Origin of the sequence: Chitinivorax sp. PXF-14, assembly GCF_040812015.1 — a bacterium.
GTDB lineage: Bacteria > Pseudomonadota > Gammaproteobacteria > Burkholderiales > SCOH01 > JBFNXJ01.
The window spans coordinates 375,345-393,986 of the sequence record NZ_JBFNXJ010000001.1 but is presented as its reverse complement, the minus strand read 5'-3'; the positions used below and the strand labels follow the sequence as shown (position 1 = coordinate 393,986).

General features: G+C 61.5%; 20 protein-coding genes. 12 read left to right on the top strand and 8 right to left on the bottom strand.

Features of this window, described 5'->3' with window-relative positions:
• Nucleotides 1–61: 61 nt before the first annotated feature.
• Nucleotides 62–775, top strand: coding sequence for an electron transport complex subunit RsxB (gene rsxB / locus ABWL39_RS01840; RefSeq protein ID WP_367786617.1), 714 nt, complete (start codon nt 62–64; stop codon nt 773–775).
• On the top strand, nt 772–1,416 hold the full coding sequence (gene nth / locus ABWL39_RS01835) for an endonuclease III (RefSeq protein ID WP_367786615.1): 645 nt from the start codon (nt 772–774) through the stop codon (nt 1,414–1,416). Before rsxB ends, nth begins: the two co-directional genes overlap by 4 nt.
• Nucleotides 1,417–1,495: 79 nt before the next feature.
• Here nth and rimO read toward each other — a convergent pair whose 3' ends face one another.
• Nucleotides 1,496–2,818, bottom strand: coding sequence for a 30S ribosomal protein S12 methylthiotransferase RimO (gene rimO / locus ABWL39_RS01830; protein ID WP_367786614.1), 1,323 nt, complete (start codon nt 2,816–2,818; stop codon nt 1,496–1,498).
• Between the two features lie 188 nt (nt 2,819–3,006).
• The gene (gene phaR, locus ABWL39_RS01825) at nt 3,007–3,600 is read right to left on the bottom strand and encodes a polyhydroxyalkanoate synthesis repressor PhaR (protein ID WP_367786612.1); all 594 of its coding nucleotides are present in this window, start codon (nt 3,598–3,600) and stop codon (nt 3,007–3,009) included.
• Between the two features lie 364 nt (nt 3,601–3,964).
• Here phaR and ABWL39_RS01820 point away from each other — a divergent pair, with 364 nt between their 5' ends.
• From ABWL39_RS01820 to ABWL39_RS01810, 3 genes are all read left to right on the top strand, one after another.
• On the top strand, nt 3,965–4,519 hold the full coding sequence (locus ABWL39_RS01820; protein WP_367786610.1) for a phasin family protein: 555 nt from the start codon (nt 3,965–3,967) through the stop codon (nt 4,517–4,519).
• 67 nt (nt 4,520–4,586) lie between these two features.
• The gene (locus tag ABWL39_RS01815) at nt 4,587–5,687 is read left to right on the top strand and encodes a PLP-dependent cysteine synthase family protein (RefSeq protein ID WP_367786608.1); all 1,101 of its coding nucleotides are present in this window, start codon (nt 4,587–4,589) and stop codon (nt 5,685–5,687) included.
• Nucleotides 5,688–5,893: 206 nt separating this feature from the next.
• Complete coding sequence (locus ABWL39_RS01810) at nt 5,894–6,937, top strand: glycosyltransferase (protein WP_367786606.1); 1,044 nt, start codon at nt 5,894–5,896, stop codon at nt 6,935–6,937.
• 87 nt (nt 6,938–7,024) lie between these two features.
• On the opposite strand, the gene ABWL39_RS01805 is transcribed toward ABWL39_RS01810, so the two are convergent.
• The 3 genes from ABWL39_RS01805 to ABWL39_RS01795 form a co-directional block, all read right to left on the bottom strand.
• Nucleotides 7,025–7,876, bottom strand: a complete 852-nt coding sequence (locus ABWL39_RS01805; protein ID WP_367786915.1) for a CsgG/HfaB family protein — start codon at nt 7,874–7,876, stop codon at nt 7,025–7,027.
• 281 nt (nt 7,877–8,157) lie between these two features.
• Complete coding sequence (locus tag ABWL39_RS01800) at nt 8,158–9,339, bottom strand: acetyl-CoA C-acetyltransferase (RefSeq protein WP_367786604.1); 1,182 nt, start codon at nt 9,337–9,339, stop codon at nt 8,158–8,160.
• A 119-nt stretch (nt 9,340–9,458) separates the two neighbouring features.
• A complete protein-coding gene (locus tag ABWL39_RS01795) occupies nt 9,459–11,213 on the bottom strand; it encodes a PHA/PHB synthase family protein (protein ID WP_367786602.1) in 1,755 nt (584 codons plus the stop codon).
• A gap of 176 nt (nt 11,214–11,389) precedes the next feature.
• On the opposite strand from ABWL39_RS01795, the gene ABWL39_RS01790 reads away from it, so the two are divergent.
• Complete coding sequence (locus ABWL39_RS01790) at nt 11,390–11,656, top strand: hypothetical protein (RefSeq protein WP_367786600.1); 267 nt, start codon at nt 11,390–11,392, stop codon at nt 11,654–11,656.
• Nucleotides 11,657–11,698: 42 nt separating this feature from the next.
• On the opposite strand, the gene pgeF is transcribed toward ABWL39_RS01790, so the two are convergent.
• Together pgeF and rluD are read right to left on the bottom strand one after the other, a co-directional pair.
• Entirely contained in the window at nt 11,699–12,439 is a 741-nt protein-coding gene (pgeF, locus tag ABWL39_RS01785) for a peptidoglycan editing factor PgeF (protein ID WP_367786598.1), read from the bottom strand.
• 7 nt (nt 12,440–12,446) lie between these two features.
• Complete coding sequence (gene rluD / locus ABWL39_RS01780) at nt 12,447–13,493, bottom strand: 23S rRNA pseudouridine(1911/1915/1917) synthase RluD (RefSeq protein ID WP_367786596.1); 1,047 nt, start codon at nt 13,491–13,493, stop codon at nt 12,447–12,449.
• A gap of 13 nt (nt 13,494–13,506) precedes the next feature.
• Here rluD and ABWL39_RS01775 point away from each other — a divergent pair, with 13 nt between their 5' ends.
• From ABWL39_RS01775 to ABWL39_RS01750, 6 genes are all read left to right on the top strand, one after another.
• Nucleotides 13,507–14,304, top strand: a complete 798-nt coding sequence (locus tag ABWL39_RS01775; protein WP_367786595.1) for an outer membrane protein assembly factor BamD — start codon at nt 13,507–13,509, stop codon at nt 14,302–14,304.
• 263 nt (nt 14,305–14,567) lie between these two features.
• Nucleotides 14,568–15,179: a DUF938 domain-containing protein gene (locus ABWL39_RS01770; RefSeq protein WP_367786593.1), complete on the top strand. Its 612-nt coding sequence runs from the start codon at nt 14,568–14,570 to the stop codon at nt 15,177–15,179.
• A 90-nt stretch (nt 15,180–15,269) separates the two neighbouring features.
• Nucleotides 15,270–16,055 carry a septum site-determining protein MinC gene (gene minC / locus ABWL39_RS01765; protein WP_367786591.1) on the top strand — a complete coding sequence of 262 codons (786 nt, stop codon included), beginning with the start codon at nt 15,270–15,272 and terminating at the stop codon, nt 16,053–16,055.
• Between the two features lie 31 nt (nt 16,056–16,086).
• Entirely contained in the window at nt 16,087–16,896 is an 810-nt protein-coding gene (minD, locus tag ABWL39_RS01760; protein ID WP_367786590.1) for a septum site-determining protein MinD, read from the top strand.
• Nucleotides 16,897–16,898: 2 nt separating this feature from the next.
• Nucleotides 16,899–17,165, top strand: a complete 267-nt coding sequence (gene minE / locus ABWL39_RS01755) for a cell division topological specificity factor MinE (RefSeq protein ID WP_367786588.1) — start codon at nt 16,899–16,901, stop codon at nt 17,163–17,165.
• A gap of 458 nt (nt 17,166–17,623) precedes the next feature.
• Entirely contained in the window at nt 17,624–18,097 is a 474-nt protein-coding gene (locus ABWL39_RS01750; RefSeq protein WP_367786586.1) for an aminoacyl-tRNA deacylase, read from the top strand.
• Nucleotides 18,098–18,238: 141 nt separating this feature from the next.
• Here ABWL39_RS01750 and ABWL39_RS01745 read toward each other — a convergent pair whose 3' ends face one another.
• Nucleotides 18,239–18,460 (bottom strand): hypothetical protein, encoded by a 222-nt coding sequence (locus ABWL39_RS01745; RefSeq protein ID WP_367786584.1) that lies wholly within the window; start codon nt 18,458–18,460, stop codon nt 18,239–18,241.
• Between the last annotated feature and the right edge of the window lie 182 nt (nt 18,461–18,642).

Genomic DNA, 18,642 nt, shown 5'->3' with positions numbered 1-18,642 from the left:
CGAAGAGGGGATAATTCGGCTCAATTGCCAGCACCTGCATTGCCAGCCTTCTTAATCCCTCATGCCTGCCGATATCCACCTGCTTGTCCAACAGATCGACGCCCTGCTGCCCCAGACGCAATGTCGCCAGTGCCAGTACGCGGGCTGCAAGCCCTATGCCCAGGCGATCGCCTCGGGTGAAGCTAACATCAACCAATGCCCGCCCGGCGGTGATGCGGGCATTCGCGCACTGGCCGCGCTGACCGGCCGCCCTTACCAGCCGCTCAATCCAGCCCATGGCATCGAGAAACCCAGGGCTGTCGCGCTGATCGACGAGGCGGTCTGCATCGGCTGCACGCTGTGCATCCAGGCCTGCCCGGTGGATGCCATCGTCGGTGCCGCCAAGCTCATGCATACCGTGATTGCCGCGGAATGCACCGGCTGCGAACTCTGCATTGCCCCCTGCCCGGTCGACTGCATCAGCATGCACACCGTGCCGGAGCTAGCCGAGCCGGCCCGGCAGCAGGCACGCGACAAGGCACGTGCGCGCCATGAATTTCGCCAGTTCCGCCTCGCGCGGGACAAACAGGAGCGCGCCACACGGCTGACTGCCAAGGCAGCACAGGCACGCCAGGCCGCAGCCGAGGCGGCATTGCGCGCCGCCAGCGACCCCGTGGCCGCACAGGCACAACTGGACAAGCAGGCGATCATCAAGGCAGCAATGGCGCGTGCCGCCGCCCGACGCGCAGCAGCCGACACCCCCCCCCCTCAACCGCCAGACCTCAAATCCTCATGAACGCCGTCAAACGCCGCCAGATCTTCGAACGCCTGCGCGACAACAATCCACACCCGACGACCGAGCTCGAATACACCACGCCGTTCGAGCTGCTGACCGCCGTGCTGCTGTCGGCGCAGGCCACCGACGTCGGCGTGAACAAGGCCACGCGCCGGCTCTACCCGGTCGCCAATACCCCGGCGAAAATCCTCGCACTGGGCCAGGAAGCACTCGAGAGCTACATCAACAGCATCGGCCTGTACCGCAGCAAGGCCAAGAACCTGCTCGCCACCTGCCGCATCCTGATCGAGCAACACGACGGCGAGGTGCCGCGCACGCGCGAAGCGCTGGAAGCCTTGCCCGGCGTGGGCCGCAAGACCGCCAACGTGGTGCTCAATACCGCCTTCGGCGAACCGACGATCGCCGTCGACACGCATATCTTCCGCATCTCGAACCGCATTGGGCTCGCGCCGGGCAAGAACGTCGATGAAGTCGAGCAGAAGCTGCTCAAGGTCGTGCCCGCCGAATTCAAGCAGGATGCGCACCACTGGCTGATCCTGCATGGCCGCTACGTATGCAAGGCACGCAAGCCGGAATGCTGGCGCTGCGTGATCGTCGACCTGTGCGAATTCAAGGACAAGACCGTGCCGGTGCCTGGCTGACGCGAGCCGGGCAAAAACAACAAGGCCGACGATCAATCGTCGGCCTTGTTGTTTGAACCACCACCAGCGCACCGGCGGACTATGCCACCAGGTCGCCCCACAGATCGTGTTCATCGGCGTGAGTAACGATGACCTGCACAATGTCGCCCACCTCGACATCGATCTCCGGATCGTTGAGGTAGATCAGGCCATCGATCTCCGGCGCATCGGCCTGAGTACGGCCCACGGCGCCCTCTTCGTCCACTTCGTCGATGATCACCGACAGCGTCCGCCCCACCTTGCGCGCGAGGCGCTCGGCACTGATGCGGGCCTGCAGCTCCATGAAACGTGCCTTGCGTTCTTCAGCCACGTCTTCCGGCACGTGGTCGGGCAGATCGTTGGCCGTGGCGCCGTCAACCGGCGAGTAGGTGAAACAGCCGACGCGATCGAGTTGCGCCTCTTCAAGAAAAGCCAGCAGTTCCTGGAAATCCGCTTCGGTTTCGCCGGGGAAGCCGACGATGAAGGTCGAACGGATCGTCAGGTCCGGGCAGATCTCGCGCCAGGCCTTGATGCGCTCGAGCACATTATCGGCGTTGGCGGGGCGCTTCATCGCCTTGAGGATGCGCTTGGACGCGTGCTGGAACGGGATATCGAGGTAAGGCAGCACCTTGCCCGCGGCCATCAGCGGAATGATCTCGTCGACGTGCGGATACGGGTAGACATAGTGCAGGCGCACCCAGATGCCCATCTCGCCGAGCGCCTGGCACAGCTCAGTCATGCGCGTCTTGACCGGGCGTCCGTTATGGAAGCCGGTCTTGTACTTGACGTCGACGCCATAGGCCGAGGTGTCCTGCGAGATCACCAGCAGCTCCTTCACGCCGGCCTTGGCGAGGTTCTCGGCCTCGCGCAGCACTTCGTGCACCGGCCGGCTGACCAGATCGCCGCGCATCGACGGGATGATGCAGAAGGTGCAGCGATGGTTGCAGCCTTCCGATATCTTCAGGTAGGCATAGTGCTGCGGCGTGAGCTTGACGCCCTGCGGCGGGATCAGGTCAGTAAACGGATCGTGCGGCTTGGGCAGGTGCTCGTGCACCACACCCATCACCTCGGCCGTGGCATGCGGGCCGGTGACGGCCAGCACCTTCGGATGGGTTTGCTGCACCACATCGCCCTTGGCCCCCAGGCAGCCGGTCACCACCACCTTGCCGTTCTCGGCCAAGGCCTCGCCGATCGCATCAAGCGATTCCTGCACGGCGGAATCGATGAAGCCGCAGGTGTTGACCACGACCAGATCGGCGTCGTCATAGCTGTTCGAGATCAGATAGCCCTCGGCGCGCAGTTGCGTGAGGATTTGCTCGGAATCGACGAGGGCCTTGGGGCAGCCTAGGCTTACGAAGCCAACCTTGGGTGTTGCTTGGGTCATGAATCTTCCTTGTTACGACATTCCGCCGTCAGTCCACGACGCGGAAGGTATCGAGGCATGGGAGCGACACCCTGCCCCGCGATGTTTTGCCGGGTGCGGTACCCGAACGAACGAGCCAAACGAAAATCGGCCCCCGGGTCGACGCACCGGAGGCCGTTTAAAAACAGAATGTTACCGTAAACAGCGGCTTAGCCGCCAGTCTTTTTCGGCGGCTCGGACGGCGGCTGGGCCTTGTCCTCGTCGGCGGTCGGATAACCCGGAAAACCAAAGCCGCTGAACAGGTTACGCGCGCGATCCTGCAATTGCTGCTGCATGTCGACGAACATATTGGTGGACTGCTCGAGGTAACTCGTCAGCATGCCCTGCATGGCCGGCGCCTGGAACTTGAGGAAATCCCCCCACATATTGTTGTTGAGGATGGGATTGTCGCCGTAGACCGCCTTGGTCTGCTCCTGCAGGCGCTCCTGCATCTGCGTGAAGATCTGCAGATTCTTTTCCAGATAGTTGCCCATCAGGCCCTGCATCGCATGGCCGTAGAAACGGATGATCTGCGTCAGCACATCATAGGTGAACATCGGTACGCCGCCGGACTCTTCTTCGAGGATGATCTGCAGCAGTACGCTGCGGGTAATGTCCTCGTGCGTCTTGGCGTCGACAATCTGGATCGTGACATGGTCGAGCACCAGCTTCTTGACATCTTCAAGGGTGATATAGCAGCTGGTCGCCGTGTCGTATAGTCGGCGATTCGGATATTTCTTGATCACCCTTTTTTCTTCGCTCATAACCCTCTCCATCGTTTTAATTGTCTCTGCAGAAGAAAACATATTTAGTTTACCGCATACCGGAGATGGTCCGTCGGCAAACATTACAATTCGTTGATTAATAGGACATTATAACAGTTCAACCGCACTGCGGCATGGACTGCATTCCATTCTTGATGCGCCGCAACAAATTTAGTTGACAGGCTCTAAACCCGGCAGTAGCATCGTCTCACATTTTGTGCAAAGCACAAGAAATAAGAAAGAGGGCGGCTAAACAAACGTCATCGAGCCGACCAGCCGATGCCACGCCAGCCCTCATGAATTGCACGCCACAAGAGACGCTTGTCGTGCACTAGATAACTAACTTGTCGAAGGAGTTGAATACATGTCCTACCAAGAGCAACTGACCGAACTGGCAACCTCCAACGTGGAAACCGTTCTGCGTCTGGCACAAATTTCCCTGGGCAGCGCCGAGCGTCTGTTCAAGATCAATCTCGATGCAGCCAAGCAAGCCCTCGAGCAAAGCGCAGACAGCGCCAAGGCCCTGTCCTCGGTGAAGGATCTGCAAGAAGCCATCACCCTGCGCAACAAGCTGGCTGAAGCCGCTACCGAATCCGCTACCGCCTACGGCCGCACCGTTTACGAAGCCACTTCGCAAGTTCAAGCCGAGCTGTCGGGCCTGTTCGAAGAGCGCGTATCCGGCTTCAACAAGACACTGGTCAGCGCACTGGACAAGGCGGCCAAGTCCGCTCCGGCTGGCACCGATGTTGCCGTTGCCGCCGTCAAGTCTTCGGTTGCTGCAACTGCCGCTGCTGTCGACAGCCTGACCAAGGCTGCCAAGCAAGTTGCCGACTTTGCCGATGCATCGGTCAAGGCCGCAACGACTGCGACTGCCGATGCAGTCAAGACCGCCACGAAGAAGGCTGCGACCGCCAACTAATCGGCAGGTCGAGCCCCACGGCAAAGCCCGGTACAATGTGCCGGGCTTTGTTGTTTTTGGGGCAAACATGAATACACGCAACTGGGTCATCCACGCCATCCGCAAGATCGAGGCGGATTTCAACCGTTCGGCCGACACGCACCTGATCGCGTTGTCGCTACCGGCCTATCCCGATATCGACCTGTATTTCAAGGATGAATCGAGCCACCCGACCGGCTCGCTCAAGCATCGCCTGGCGCGTTCGCTCTTCCTTTATGCACTGAGTAATGGCTGGCTCAAGCCTGGTGGCACGGTGATCGAGGCATCGAGCGGGTCGACCGCGGTCTCGGAAGCCTATTTCGCACGCCTGCTCGGCCTGCCCTTCATCGCGGTGATGCCTGCCACGACCTCGCCCGAGAAAATCGCGGCCATCGAGTTCTACGGCGGACGCTGCCATCTGGTGGACGATCCAACCACCCTCCATAGCGAATCTGCCCGCCTCGCACGCGAGACTGGCGGTCATTTCATGGATCAGTTCACCTATGCCGAGCGCGCCACCGACTGGCGCTCCAACAACAATATCGCGGAATCGATGTTCGGGCAGATGGCGCTCGAACCCCACCCGATTCCAAGCTGGATCGTCACCAGCCCCGGCACGGGCGGCACCTCGGCCACCATCGGCCGCTATGTGCGCTACCGTCAGCATGCGACCCGCGTATTGTGTGTGGACCCGCAACATTCCGTGTTCTTCGATTACTACCGCAGTCGCGACAGCTCGCTCACGCTGCCCTGCGGCTCCGGCATCGAAGGTATCGGCCGGCCGCGCGTCGAGCCTTCGTTCATCCCCGACGTGGTGGATGCGATGCTCAAGGTGCCCGATGCGCTATCGCTCGCGGCAATGCACTACCTGGCACAGCGACTCGGCCGCCGCGTTGGCGGCTCGACCGGCACCAATTTCATCGGCGCGCTGTTTCTGGCGAGGCAGATGCGCGAGCGCGAAGAGGCCGGCTCCATCGTCGCCATCCTCTGCGATGGTGGCGAGCGCTATGCCCACAGCTATTACAACGACGCCTGGCTTGCCCAAAACGGGCTCGATCTGGCGCCCTTGCAAGCGCAGGTCCGCGCCAGCGCGGAGCAAGGCGGCAGCCTGCCCGATCTGCCATTCATGTTGTCGGCCGATACGCCGTAGCCAGGTACGGCGGCCCTTTCACAGCGCCGGTCACGGCTCGCCCGCCCATCCCCGCCATGCCTGACGGCCGCCCCAGACGGGTGGCTCGTCAGGCAGCCTCTTGCCCTCTCTATCGGGCCCTGCGCGACACAGTTTTTTACACGTTGCACACAATTGGCTGACATAGCCCCCCTACCATGGCCGGACGCTAGCCATGGAAGCCCGTCATGCCCGCCAAGTCACGCCCCCTCATCCATCTCGTCAACCCCCTGTGGGACCCCTGTGGCGGGGCGGACCGGCGCACCGTACAGATGTTCCACGACCTGTCGCCCCATGCCGACGTGCGGCTATGGTCCGAATACGAGCCGGCAGCGGCCTACGCCGATCTGCCGGTGCGGCGCATCCGCCCGTGGCTGCTGCAGTATCCTCACCGCGGTACGCTGGTATTCGTCGGCGTATATTTCCGTATTGGCCACTGGGCGCGCTTGGCCAACCCCGAGCGCCAGGTGGTGCTCTACAACACGCATCAGCCGGATCGCCTGGACAAGGTGCTGCGCAGGCTGCCCCAAGCACGCGGCGGCACCGATATCATTCATACCTCGCGCGCGCTGCGCACCCTGTCCGGCTACCCGGGCCAGGTGCTGGAAAGCCCGATCGATGTCGCACCGTTTCTCGCGATCGATCGCCGCACGCCTCAGGCTTCCCGCCCCTTCACGGTCGGACGCCTGAGCCGCGACACGCTGAAAAAACATCATACGGACGACATCGCTCTGTATCGACGGCTGGCGCACCAGGGCGTGCGGGTGAGGATCATGGGCGGTACCTGTCTCGCTCCCGAACTCGATGGCGAACCGGGCATCGAGTTACTGCCGGCCGGCGCCATCGACAATGCCAGCTTTCTCGCCAGCCTCGACGCCTTCATCTACCGCACCAGCGACAGCTGGTACGAGGCATACGGCCGCGTGGTGTTCGAAGCCATGGCCAGTGGCCTGCCCGTGGTCTGCGGCCGGCGCGGCGGCTTTGCCGACTATATCGACCATGGCGTCAATGGTCTGCTGTTCGACGACTCGTCCGGGGCCGAGCAGTTGCTGCTCGCACTGAGACAGGACAGGCGGAGCGGCGCCAGCCTTGGCCAGGCCGCCCGACGCTATGCCTCCCGCTTCTTCCAGCAGGAACTGCCCGACCGCATGCTTGCGGCACTGCTCCCACGAAACGGGCCGGACGACGCACACGTGACGGTAGCCCGGTTTGACGGCCTGCCCCAACGCTAATATCGCCGAGCCCCCCGCCTGGGGCATGCCCGCCAGGCCCGCCAAACAGAAGGCCACCCGAGGGTGGCCTGCCAATGCCGCACCGATTCAGTTGTTCTTCTTTTTCTTCTTCCCGCCGGGGGCGCTGGTCGTGCTGTCGTTGCGCACGGCATCCGAGCCCTGCACCTTGAGCTGGCCGCCCGTACCCAGGCCGCCCTGCACCTCCTGCGGCTTGTAGTTGCGCAAGGCTTTCACCAGCTGGTTGTAGGCATCGGTAAAGGCGGCCGCCAGCATCTTGCCCTCGGGCGTCTTGGTGTAGCCCCCCAGCCCACCTGCCGCACCGCCGCCAAGCAAGCCGCCGAACAAGCCAAAGTCTGTCTTCGACGAGCTGCCCTCCGCCGCGCCGATCTGCACGCCAGAACGGTTGTCGACGAGCGTCAGCATGGTCTGCGCCTCTTTGAACTTGACCGAGCCGGCCACTGCCGCGATAGCGTGTCCGCCCGGGATGAGCCCGCCCAGCGCCGCGCCGAGGCCGCCCGCATCGTTGCTGCTGAAGACCACGCTGGGAGTCAGGCCGTAATCGGCCGAGACCATCTGCCCCTTGCCGAAACTCGATCCGCTACGCAGCTCGCCCGAGGCCTGCAATGCCCGCTCGTTGGTCATCTGGCGGAAACCGGCGCCCCGCTCGACGACCACGAAACAATTGCTCTGCTGCACCAGCAGGCGCAGCACATTGGCCGTTGGCGGCAAATGGTATTGATGGGTAATGATCTGGAACCAGTCCGCCCCCTGGTCCTCGGTAATGGCCAGCGTGCCGAGCGGCTTGCCGCACTTTTCCAGCACGGAATTCTCGCCGGTCGCAGTGCCGCCGGCCGCGGCACCGGTGGCCGTGGTCTTGGCCGATTGCGAGCCCATTTCCGGCTGGGTCGAGCAGGCCGCCAGTACGATGGGTGTCAACATCAGGAGTTTTGCGTATCTCATTTGTTTCACCTTGGCATCAATTAGCAAAATGAACCGGCCACCGTCAGGCGGCCACAATGGAAACACACGTGCGAACATGCCGACGCGCCCGAGAGCCCGCGCCTAATGTGCATAGAACGAACAATATCGGCCTGACGCAGCACCCGCGCCTTCGGATCGGCAGGCAGGGCGGCCGGATGAATGCGGGATTTGAGACTATAAACCTAGCAGTAAAAAGGCCGCCCTGCTGGACGGCCTTTCTGTTTGGGGGGCAGCAGCGCTTAGCGACGTTCGATCGCCAGTGCCACGCCCATGCCACCGCCGATACACAGCGTGGCGAGGCCCTTCTTCGCATCGCGGCGGATCATTTCATGGATCAGCGTGACCAGCACGCGTGCACCGGACGCACCGATCGGGTGGCCCAGCGCAATCGCGCCACCGTTGACGTTGACGCGGCTCATATCCCACTTCAGCTCTTTCGACACGCCCAGCGCCTGAGCGGCGAATGCTTCATTGGCTTCGATCAGATCGAGATCATTGATGCTCCAGCCTGCGCGTGCCAGCGTACGCTGGGTTGCCGGTACCGGGCCCATGCCCATGATCGACGGATCGACGCCGGCGGAAGCATAGGCCTTGACGTAGGCCAGCGGCGTCAGACCAAGCTCGGCGGCCTTCTTGGCCGACATCATGATCACGGCGGCGGCGCCGTCGTTGATGCCCGACGCGTTACCAGCAGTCACGCTACCTTCCTTGTTGAAGGCTGGCTTGAGCTTCTGCAGACTCTCCATCGTGGCGCCTTGCTTGATGTACTCGTCCTTGTTGAAGAGGAGCGGATCGCCCTTCTTCTGCGGAATCTGCACGCCAATGATTTCGTCTTCGAACTTGCCGGCCTTCTGGGCGGCTTCAGCCTTGTTCTGCGATGCCAGCGCGAATTCATCCTGCTCGCTGCGCGACACGCCAAACTTGGCGGCGATGTTTTCAGCCGTCACGCCCATATGGTACTGGTTGTACACGTCGGTCAGGCCGTCGTAGATCATGCTGTCGACGAGCGCGCCATTGCCCATGCGGATGCCGTTGCGGCTATTGAGCAGCAGATGCGGTGCAGCCGACATGTTTTCCTGACCGCCGGCAATCACGATATCGCTATCGCCCTGCATGATGGCCTGCGCCGCGAGGTGCGTGCTCTTGAGGCCGGAGCCACAGAGCTGGTTGATGGTCATGCCCGGCACTTCGACCGGAAGGCCGGCCTTGATCAGTGCCTGACGCGCCGGGTTCTGACCCAGACCTGCGGTGAGCACGTTACCCAGGATCACTTCGCTGACTTGGTCCGGGGCAATGCTGGTCTTCGCCAGCAAGGCCTTGATGACCTGGGCGCCGAGTTCGGGCGCGCTGACGCCTGCAAGGCTGCCACCGAAACTGCCAATGGCGGTACGGCCTGCTGCAACAATGACGACTTCATTCATGATGGGGCTCCGTAGGTGGGTGGGAGTGGGCTGGCGCATGCCAGCCACGGTATCTCGTGATGAACTTGCAGTCCGGCACGGCGGCGGCCAGCACGGCCACCACCCGCGCGCGGGCTGAATCAGACTTTCACTGCCTTCTCTTTGACGTAGCGGCCGGGGGCCGGTTCGATCGGCTTGTAGCTGCGGTTGCCCAGGGCCTTCGGGGCAGCCACCAGCGCGCCGGATTGCGGCGCCAGCCAGGCATCCCAATCGGCCCACCAGCTGCCGGGCTTCGATTCAGCGCCGGCGAGCCAGGCTTCGGGATCTTCCGGCAGTTGATCGTTGACCCAATAATTACGCTTGCCGAGCTTGACCGGGTTGATCGAGCCGGCAATGTGGCCGGACGCCCCGAGCACATAGCGCACCGGGCCACCCAGCAGGAAGTTCGACTTGTAGGCGGTCTTCCACGGCACGATATGGTCTTCGCGCGCGGCGAAATTATAAACCGGCAAGGTCACCGACTTCATGTCGATCTTCACGCCGCACAGCTCGGTCTCGCCGGACTTGGTCAGTGCATTCTTCATGTACATATTGCGCAGGAAGAAGGTATGCATCGGCAGCGGCAGGTTGGCCGAGTCGTTGTTCCAGTACAGCAGGTCGAACGGCGGCGGTGTCTTGCCCTTGAGGTAGTTGTTGACGACGTAGTTCCAGATCAGGTCGTTCGAGCGCAGCGACGAGAAGGTGCGCGCAATCTCCTTGCCGCTGATCACGCCACCTTGCGCCAGGCGCGCCTCACGGCTCTTGACCAGGTTCTCGTCGATGAAGTTCTTGATGTCGCCCGGGTCCGAGTGGTCGACCATCACCGTCATCAGCGTTGCCGACTCGTACCAGTCGAGCCCGCGCGCCTTGGCGACCGCCAGTGCGGTGGCCAGAATCACGCCGCCCACGCAGAAGCCGAGCGCATTGATTTTTTCCACCTTGCCGATGGACTTGATCGCCTCGGTCGCCGCGAAGATGCCCTTCTCGACATAATCGTCCCAGGTCAAATGGCCAAGCTCGGGGCCGATGTTCTTCCACGAGATGAGGAAAGTGTTGTAGCCGCGCTCGACCATGTAGCGAACATAGGAGTTATCAGGCTGCAGGTCCATCAGGTAAAACTTGTTGACGGCCGGCGGGATCACCAGCAGCGGCCGCTCGTAGACCTGCTCTGCGGTCGGCGTGTACTGGATCAGCTGGATCAGCTCGTTCTCGAACACCACCTGGCCGGGAGTGACCGCCACATTGCGCCCCACCTCGAACAGCGACTCGTCGGTCAGCGAGATGTGGCCCTTCTCCATGTCCTCGGCGAGATTCTTTAGGCCCTCGGCCAGGCTCTGCCCGTTGGTCTCGAGCGCGAGCTTGAGCACTTCGGGGTTGGTCAGCGGGAAGTTGGTCGGGCTCAGCGCGTCGATATACTGCTTGGTGAAGAACAGCGCGCGCTCCTTGGCATCGTGCTCGAGCTCGGCGCCTTCGACCAGATCGGTCAGCCACTGGGAGGTCAGCAGATAGTATTGCTTGATGTAGCCGAACAGCGGGTATTGTTCCCACTCCGGGGCGTTGAAGCGGCGATCGGCGCTGCCTGGGCGCACTTCGCCACGGCGATCGGCGCCACGCACCTGGCCGCCGAGCATGTTGAGCCACAGATCCATCTGCTGCTTGTAGAATTCGCCCTGTTTTTCGACCAGGTGCGAGGTATTTTGGACCAGGCTGGAAATCAGATTGGGGTAGAACTGCTCTTGTGGTTCGGGTTGCGTGGGGGTCACGGTGTTGACGAATTGCTCCACCCACTGTTTGTTGCTGGCGGTAATGGTCTCGAACAGTTTATCCAGAACCGCGCCGTTCGAATCGGATGCCACGTTGACTGTCTCCCCAAAATATTATGCTGCAATGCAACGGATTATTAGAGTTGAACCTCAGGTTCAGCGCTGATCATAGCGCAACTGAAGAGTATTGCGCAGTCGTTTTACAGAAATTTTATTGCACCCGCAAAATAAGAAACACTTAATAAATTAATAAGTTATCGTTTACCCTAATGCCGTTTCCGAGCGAAAAAACGGCATTTTCCAAGGATTTTTTGCAGATGCGATATATCGTCCTGATCGGATGGCTTTATGTGGTATTGATCTACGCTGCGGCGAGTGACACGGTAATCGATGGCGTGTTCAAGTTTCTCTTCTTCGGGGTGTTTCTGACGGTCGTGCTGTATTGGCTGACCGGCTCATCCGCGCGCCGCCGGCGGCGCACGCCCGAACAGCCCACACCGCAGGCAGGCGATGGTGAGACACCGCCCAAGCCATGAACAGGGGCCACGGCAGGATGCCGCCCATGCTGTGACAGCGGCTCAGCCCTGGGGGCGCAGCCAGATCAGCGCCGCCATACGGCCCGTGCGGCCGTCGCGGCGATAGGAAAAGAAGCGTTCGCGTTCTATCACGGTGCAGTGCTCGCCACCGTGAATGTCGGTAACCCCCATCCGGCGCAGCCGCTGGCGCGCCAACAGGTAGATGTCGGCCAGGTACTTGCCCTCCGGGATCGGCTCGAAGCCGTCGTCGGCCGCCGGGTCGAGCGCCACGAATGCCTCCCGCACTTCGGCCCCGACTTCGAACGCATCGGGCCCGATGGCCGGCCCGAGCCATGCCATCAACTGTTCAGGGGGGGCGCCCATGGCATCCACCGTCTGCTCGAGCACACCATTGAGCAACCCGCGCCATCCCGCATGGGCGGCCGCCACCACGCAGCCGGCACGGTCGCACAGCAAGACCGGCAGGCAGTCGGCCGTCATCACCGCGCAGACGGTGCCGGGCTGCCGGGCAACACTGGCGTCGGCATCCGGGGTGGACGGGTGGCCGTCCGCATCGACGACGTGCGTACCGTGCACCTGGTTCAACCAGACCGGCTCGCCGGGCAACAGTTGCCGCAGCGCGGCGCGATTGGCCGCGACATGCGCGGGCTCGTCACCGACATGCAGCCCCAGGTTGAAGCTCGTGAACGGCGCCTGGCTGGCCCCGCCCAGCCGTGTCGAAAACAGCGCCGCGACATTCGCTGGCGCGGGCCACTCGGGTTTGATCAGCTTCGGTTCGCTCATGCCGCACTCAGGGTGTGTAGACGACATCGACATCATATTCGTCGTCGTCCCAGTCATCGTCGTAGTCTTCGGTTTCGCCGCGGATGTCGGCGCGCAGATAGTCGATCAGCGCCTGCAGGTCGACAGGAATTGGCGAGCGCCAGCTCATCGGCTTGCCCGTCGCAGGGTGAATCAAACCGAGCTTGCGCGCATGCAAGGCCTGGCGCCCCAATTGGGACGCCGCCTGGTATAGCTCGGGGGTCATGCCACGCGGCGGCTGGCCGCCGTAGACCGGGTCGCCGGCAAGCGGATGGCCGATGTGCGCCATATGCACGCGGATCTGGTGCGTCCGCCCGGTCTCGAGCCGGCATTTGATCAGCGTGTGACAGCGGTAATGTTCGAGCACCGAGTAGTGGGTGATCGCCGGCTTGCCATAGGCGGTGACCGCCATCTTGGTGCGGTCACGGCTATGCCGGCCAATCGGCGCATCCACCGTGCCGCCGGCGCGTACCAGCCCCTGCGCCACCGCGACATATTCGCGTTTGACGGTGCGGGCGGCTAGTTGCTGCACCAGGTTGAGCTGGGCCGGCAGGGTTCTGGCCACGACCATCAGGCCGCTGGTTTCCTTGTCGAGCCGGTGCACGATGCCGGCGCGCGGCACATGCTTGAGTTCGGGGAAGCGGTACAGCAGGCCGTTGAGCACCGTACCGTCCCAGTTGCCGCTGCCGGGGTGCACCACCAGGCCGGCCACCTTGTCGAGGATCAGCAAGGTGTCGTCTTCATACAGGATGTCGAGCGGCACATCCTGCGGCACGAAGGCCAGCTCGTCGGGCAGCAGCTGCGGCGCCATCTCGACCTGTTCGCCGCCCCATACCTTGGTCTTGCCGTCAACCTGCTTGCCGTCGAGCAGGATATGGCCATCCTTGAGCCAGCCTTGCAGGCGGCTTCTGGAATAATCGGGGAACATCTTGGCGAGCGCCTGATCGAAGCGCTGACCGGCACAATCGTCCGGCACCGAACTGGAGACGCTGTCGGCGTCGTCGGTGTCGTTTCGGTTATAATCGTCGGGATTCATATCGGAAGGCATCATGAAGCGTATTGTAACCCTAAGCCGCGCCGCAATCCTGAGTTTGACCCTGCTCACCGCTTGCGGCCTGTTGCCGGAACAGCAGGACGAGACCGCCAAGTGGGGCCCGGACCAGATCTATGCCGAGGCGAAAGAAGCGCTCGACAATGGCAATATCCAGCGTTCGATCCAGCTGTTCGAAAAGCTCGAAGCACGCTACCCCTATGGCCGCTACGCCCAGCAGGCGCAGCTTGAGATCGCCTACGCGCAATACAAGGACGGTGAACCGGCCCTGGCCATCGCCGCGTGCGACCGCTTCATCAAGATGCACCCGACGCACCCCAATGTCGACTATGCCTACTATCTGAAAGGCATCGTCAACTACTTGGAGGACGACGGTCTCCTATCGAAGATCAACCAGCAGGACATGACCGAGCGCGACCCCAAGTCGAGCCGCGAATCGTTCGATGCCTTCAAGGAGCTGGTGCAGCGCTTCCCCAACAGCAAGTATTCGCCCGATGCGGTCGAGCGCATGAACAAGCTGGTCAACGGCCTTGCCGCCCATGAAGTGCACGTGGCCCGCTACTACCTGGCCCGCCAGGCACCGCTGGCCGCCGTCAACCGGGCTGCCGACGTACTCAAGAACTACCCGCAGACCCCGTCGGTCGAGGAGGCGCTGGTCGTCATGATTGAAGGCTACGATGCGCTGCAGCAGCCGACGCTGCGCGACGACACACGCCGTGTGCTGGCCAAGAATTACCCACAGAGCCGCTACCTGACCGGAGAGAAGGACAGCAAGCCGTTCTGGAAGGTATTCTGAGCAACGCAAAAGCGCAGCAAAATCAATGGGCTGCCCGTCGCATCGCGGGCAGCCCATTTTGTCTTGACTTATCCACTGTTTTGGGCGTGAGCCACATCAGGAATGGCACGGCTTCGAGCCGCATGCGGAAACGCTCAACTTATTGTTTTTAATTGAATATTAGATACAGCAAGTTTCCTGCCCGGCACAGAACTTGCGTGTCCCAACAACACAACGTTTCACCCAGTCAGTTTCCCCACAAAGTTATCCACAGAATACGCATCATGGTGGACAAGCCCTATTCCGAAGCCTGCGAACGCAACAGCCAGCCGATCTTGCAGCTTATCTCGCGCCACCTGCAACACCCTGCCACCGTACTGGAAATCGGCAGCGGCACCGGTCAGCACGCGGCAACGTTTGCCCGCGCACTGCCGCACATCGTCTGGCAGCCCAGCGATCTACCTCATCATCATGCCGGCATCGAGGCCTGGCGGCACGAGGCGGGTGCCCCGAATCTACGCGCGCCACTCGCGCTCGACATCGGCACGGCCCATTGGCAGGACCTGGCTTGCGACCATGTATTCACCGCCAACACCTGCCATATCGTCTCCTGGCCACTGGTATCGCGCCTGTTTGCGGGCGTTGCGCGTTGCCTTCCGCAACACGGCTTGTTCATGGTCTACGGGCCATTCAACTATGGCGGCCAGTACACCTCCGCCAGCAATGCCGAATTCGACCGATGGCTCAAACAGGCCTATGGGCCCGACAGCGGCTTGCGCGATGCCGACACGCTGCATCAACTGGCTGCAAGCCACGGACTGGCGGCGGTTGCAGACCATGCCATGCCGTCCAACAACCGCATGTTGGTGTGGCAACGCCCCCGCAAAGCGCCTTGAATGACCTGTGGATAAACGGTAAACTCCAGCGCTGACCGGGCCGATTCCGGCCTCACGCCAAATCATTGAATTATAACGATTACTAGAATAATGACCGCTTCGGTACGTCCTGCTCGCCCGTCCCCCACCCAGCCAACCAGCTTCGAGTTCAAGAGCGAGCCCTTCAGCCTGATCGTACTCTGGCTGAAATCGGCCAACTGGGCTGAGGTGCAAGCCGATCTGGACGGCAAGCTAGCCCGCACCCCCGGCTTTTTCGACAACGACCCGGTGGTAGCGGACCTGACGCTCGTCGAGCAGGCAGATTCGATCGATTTTGGCGCACTCAAGGACACACTCAAGCGGCATGGTGCGGTGACTGTTGCCGTGCGCAACGGCACGCCGGCACAGCAAGCTGCCGCGCTGGCAGCCGGCCTCGGCCTCATCGCCGGCGGCGCAGGTGAAGCACCGGCCAGATCTGCGAATGACGCTGCGAGCGCGGCACCAGCCGAGCCGGAGCCAACCGCACCTGCGCCAACCGCTACGGCACCGGCGGAAACCGTCACGCCAGCGGGCAGCCGTATCGTCGACAAGCCAGTGCGCACCGGGCAGCAGAGCTACGCCCGCCATGGCGACCTGATCGTACGCGACATGGTCAGCGCGGGGGGCGAAGTGCTCGCCGACGGCAATATCAGCGTTTATGGCCCTTTGCGGGGCCGTGCGCTGGCCGGAGTCCGCGGTGACACCACGGCACGTATTTTCACCCTGAGCCTCGAAGCGGAACTGGTGTCGATCGCCGGTATCTACCGCACCTTCGAGCACGACTGGGGCAAAGAATTCCGGGGCAAACCGGCCCAAATCTATCTCGACGGCGACAAGCTGATGATTGCGTCGTTGTAACGGTAAGCAAGTTTTTTCTTAAGGATTCATCGTGGCAAAAATTGTAGTCGTCACCTCCGGCAAGGGTGGTGTGGGCAAAACCACCTCCAGCGCCAGCTTCTCGTCCGGCCTCGCCCTGCGCGGCAAGAAAACCGTCGTCATCGATTTCGACGTGGGCCTGCGCAATCTCGACCTCATCATGGGTTGCGAACGCCGCGTGGTGTATGACCTGATCAACGTGATCAACAAGGAATCGTCGCTCAAACAGTCGCTGATTCGCGACAAGCATTGCGACAACCTGTACGTGCTGCCTGCCTCGCAGACGCGCGACAAGGATGCCCTGACGCGTGAAGGCGTCGAGACGGTATTGAACGAGCTGGCGAATGACGGCTTCGACTACATCGTCTGCGATTCGCCCGCCGGCATCGAAACCGGCGCGCTGATGGCGTTGTATTTCGCCGACGAGGCGCTGGTCGTCACCAACCCGGAAGTCAGCTCGGTGCGCGACTCCGACCGCATCCTCGGCATTCTCGATGCGAAGAGCCGCCGCGCGGAGAAGGGTGAGACAGTGAAAACCCACCTGTTGCTGACACGCTATTCGCCCAAGCGCGTCGATGAAGGCGAAATGCTGTCGCTCGCCGACGTGCAGGAAATCCTGCGCATTCCGCTGATCGGTGTGATTCCGGAATCCGAAACGGTACTGCAGGCCTCGAATGCCGGCACCCCGGCGATCCACATGAATGGCTCCGATGTCGCCGAAGCCTACAAGGATGTCGTGTCCCGCTTCCTTGGCGAAGACCGGCCGCTGCGCTTCACCGACTATCAGAAGCCCGGCTTCCTGAAACGTCTGTTCGGGGGCTGATCATGTCGTTTCTCGATTATTTGCTCGGCCGCAAGCAGCCCAGCGCACAAGTCGCCAAAGAACGTCTGCAGATCATCCTGGCCCACGAACGGGCTGGCCGCATGGGGCCGGCGCCGGATTATCTGCCGCAACTCAAGGAAGAGCTGATCGCAGTGATCTCGAAGTACATCAGCGTCAACCAGGACGATATCAAGGTATCGCTGGAGAAGCAGGACAACTACGAGGTACTCGAACTCAACATCCTGCTGCCGGACGCCGCAAAGCGCTAATTTGCCCTGCGCAGGTTGCGCGCCGATGATGGCAAGATGACATGGCCGTTACAGCAATGTAACGGCCATATTACTTCCCGCACATCAGCTTGACTTATCCACTTCTGCATGATCCCTGCCGGACGTTCACCCAGCGTCAGAGCAACAATTGGCGGCCATCACAAGTCACTGATTATTAAAGACAAAAATTATAACGAAAAATAGAGCACACACTCTTGACAAGCCAAGAGTGGCTTGACAAAGCCGATTCCAAAAATACTTCCACAAAGTTATCCACAGATTGGCGAAATCCACAGGGCACGGATTTTGCCCGCCCGATCGGCTGTGCACGTGTTCGTATATTCCACAACACAAATACAATGCATTGATTATGTTGATGTTTTTATATCGAGCAGCTTGTATTGAAGTGGAAATGGGCTATACCCAAAGTGCCCAAGTGCACTTCCCGGAGTCATCCCATGTCGCTCGCGCCCACCCTGCAGCAGTTTCTCGACAGCCACCAGACTCATTTCCAGCTCATTGACCATCCCCACACCGACACCAGCCGCGCATCGGCACGCACCGCCCAGATCTCGCCGCACCGCGTGGCGAAATGTGTACTGCTGTCAGACGGGGAGCATTATCTGGTCGCGGTATTGCCGGCGGACCGCAAGGTGTCGGTCGAACAGTTGTCGGAGCAACTGCACCACCGCTACCGGATCGCCACCGAGGATGAGGTGGCCTATCTGTTCTACGACTGCGAGCCAGGTGCCATCCCGCCATTTGGCGAACCCTACGGGCTGCCCACGGTCGTCGATTACAGCCTGCTCGAACAACCGGATGTCTACTTCGAGGCCGGCGATCACTGCCAGCTCGTGCGCATTGACGGAGAGCAGTTCTTGCGGCTGATGGGACAATCGCCCCGCTACGTGTTCAGCACCTACCGGATGTAGCAAGCGCTAAGCCGGCCGCAGTACTGCATCGCAACACGAAAAAAACATCCTCGCAGGGAGTGCGTGACACCTCGTCGTCTCTCACCAGGGAAAGACGCGGGTTACCGCCGCTCGCTCGAGGATAGTGGGTTGCTGCCTGGATCAGGCCGCGATACGGGCTTGCTCGCCGAGTTCCGGACGATTGCGCAACCAGGCGCAAGCTGCATCCACACTCGGGAAACGACCGCCCTTGGCGACGGTTTCGGTACGGCCATCGAGATCAAGCAGCAATTCGGCGCGCACGCCGCTGAAACGCTTGAACACTCGGCCGATATAGGCACCACGACGAATCGGGGTTTCAAGGACCAGCAGATTGTCTTCCATTTTGTTCCCCTTGTGAGGCGTTGATCAAAGTGCGCATTTTGTGCAGCGCACAAATATTAACGCCTCAGCGGGAAACAGCGATATGGGGGCAAACCCTTGTCAGGCTTGGCTTTTCGAGCTTTTCACCTAGGCAAAAAGCTCGAAATTCAACCTCCCTTTCGGCAAGAATTGCCCCCCTCCTC

Excerpts from the sequence above, each read along its gene's own strand:
- nth (WP_367786615.1), top strand. The coding sequence starts at position 772 with ATGAACGCCGTCAAACGCCGCCAGATCTTCGAACGCCTGCGCGACAAC.
- rluD (WP_367786596.1), bottom strand. The coding sequence starts at position 13,493 with ATGAATCCCGACGATTATAACCGAAACGACACCGACGACGCCGACAGC.
- ABWL39_RS01790 (WP_367786600.1), top strand. The coding sequence starts at position 11,390 with ATGCCGTTTCCGAGCGAAAAAACGGCATTTTCCAAGGATTTTTTGCAG.
- ABWL39_RS01820 (WP_367786610.1), top strand. The coding sequence starts at position 3,965 with ATGTCCTACCAAGAGCAACTGACCGAACTGGCAACCTCCAACGTGGAA.
- rimO (WP_367786614.1), bottom strand. The coding sequence starts at position 2,818 with ATGACCCAAGCAACACCCAAGGTTGGCTTCGTAAGCCTAGGCTGCCCC.
- rsxB (WP_367786617.1), top strand. The coding sequence starts at position 62 with ATGCCTGCCGATATCCACCTGCTTGTCCAACAGATCGACGCCCTGCTG.
- ABWL39_RS01815 (WP_367786608.1), top strand. The coding sequence starts at position 4,587 with ATGAATACACGCAACTGGGTCATCCACGCCATCCGCAAGATCGAGGCG.
- ABWL39_RS01775 (WP_367786595.1), top strand. The coding sequence starts at position 13,507 with ATGAAGCGTATTGTAACCCTAAGCCGCGCCGCAATCCTGAGTTTGACC.
- ABWL39_RS01745 (WP_367786584.1), bottom strand. The coding sequence starts at position 18,460 with ATGGAAGACAATCTGCTGGTCCTTGAAACCCCGATTCGTCGTGGTGCC.
- ABWL39_RS01770 (WP_367786593.1), top strand. The coding sequence starts at position 14,568 with ATGGTGGACAAGCCCTATTCCGAAGCCTGCGAACGCAACAGCCAGCCG.
- minE (WP_367786588.1), top strand. The coding sequence starts at position 16,899 with ATGTCGTTTCTCGATTATTTGCTCGGCCGCAAGCAGCCCAGCGCACAA.
- pgeF (WP_367786598.1), bottom strand. The coding sequence starts at position 12,439 with ATGAGCGAACCGAAGCTGATCAAACCCGAGTGGCCCGCGCCAGCGAAT.
- ABWL39_RS01810 (WP_367786606.1), top strand. The coding sequence starts at position 5,894 with ATGCCCGCCAAGTCACGCCCCCTCATCCATCTCGTCAACCCCCTGTGG.
- minC (WP_367786591.1), top strand. The coding sequence starts at position 15,270 with ATGACCGCTTCGGTACGTCCTGCTCGCCCGTCCCCCACCCAGCCAACC.
- ABWL39_RS01805 (WP_367786915.1), bottom strand. The coding sequence starts at position 7,876 with ATGTTGACACCCATCGTACTGGCGGCCTGCTCGACCCAGCCGGAAATG.
- phaR (WP_367786612.1), bottom strand. The coding sequence starts at position 3,600 with ATGAGCGAAGAAAAAAGGGTGATCAAGAAATATCCGAATCGCCGACTA.
- ABWL39_RS01750 (WP_367786586.1), top strand. The coding sequence starts at position 17,624 with ATGTCGCTCGCGCCCACCCTGCAGCAGTTTCTCGACAGCCACCAGACT.
- ABWL39_RS01800 (WP_367786604.1), bottom strand. The coding sequence starts at position 9,339 with ATGAATGAAGTCGTCATTGTTGCAGCAGGCCGTACCGCCATTGGCAGT.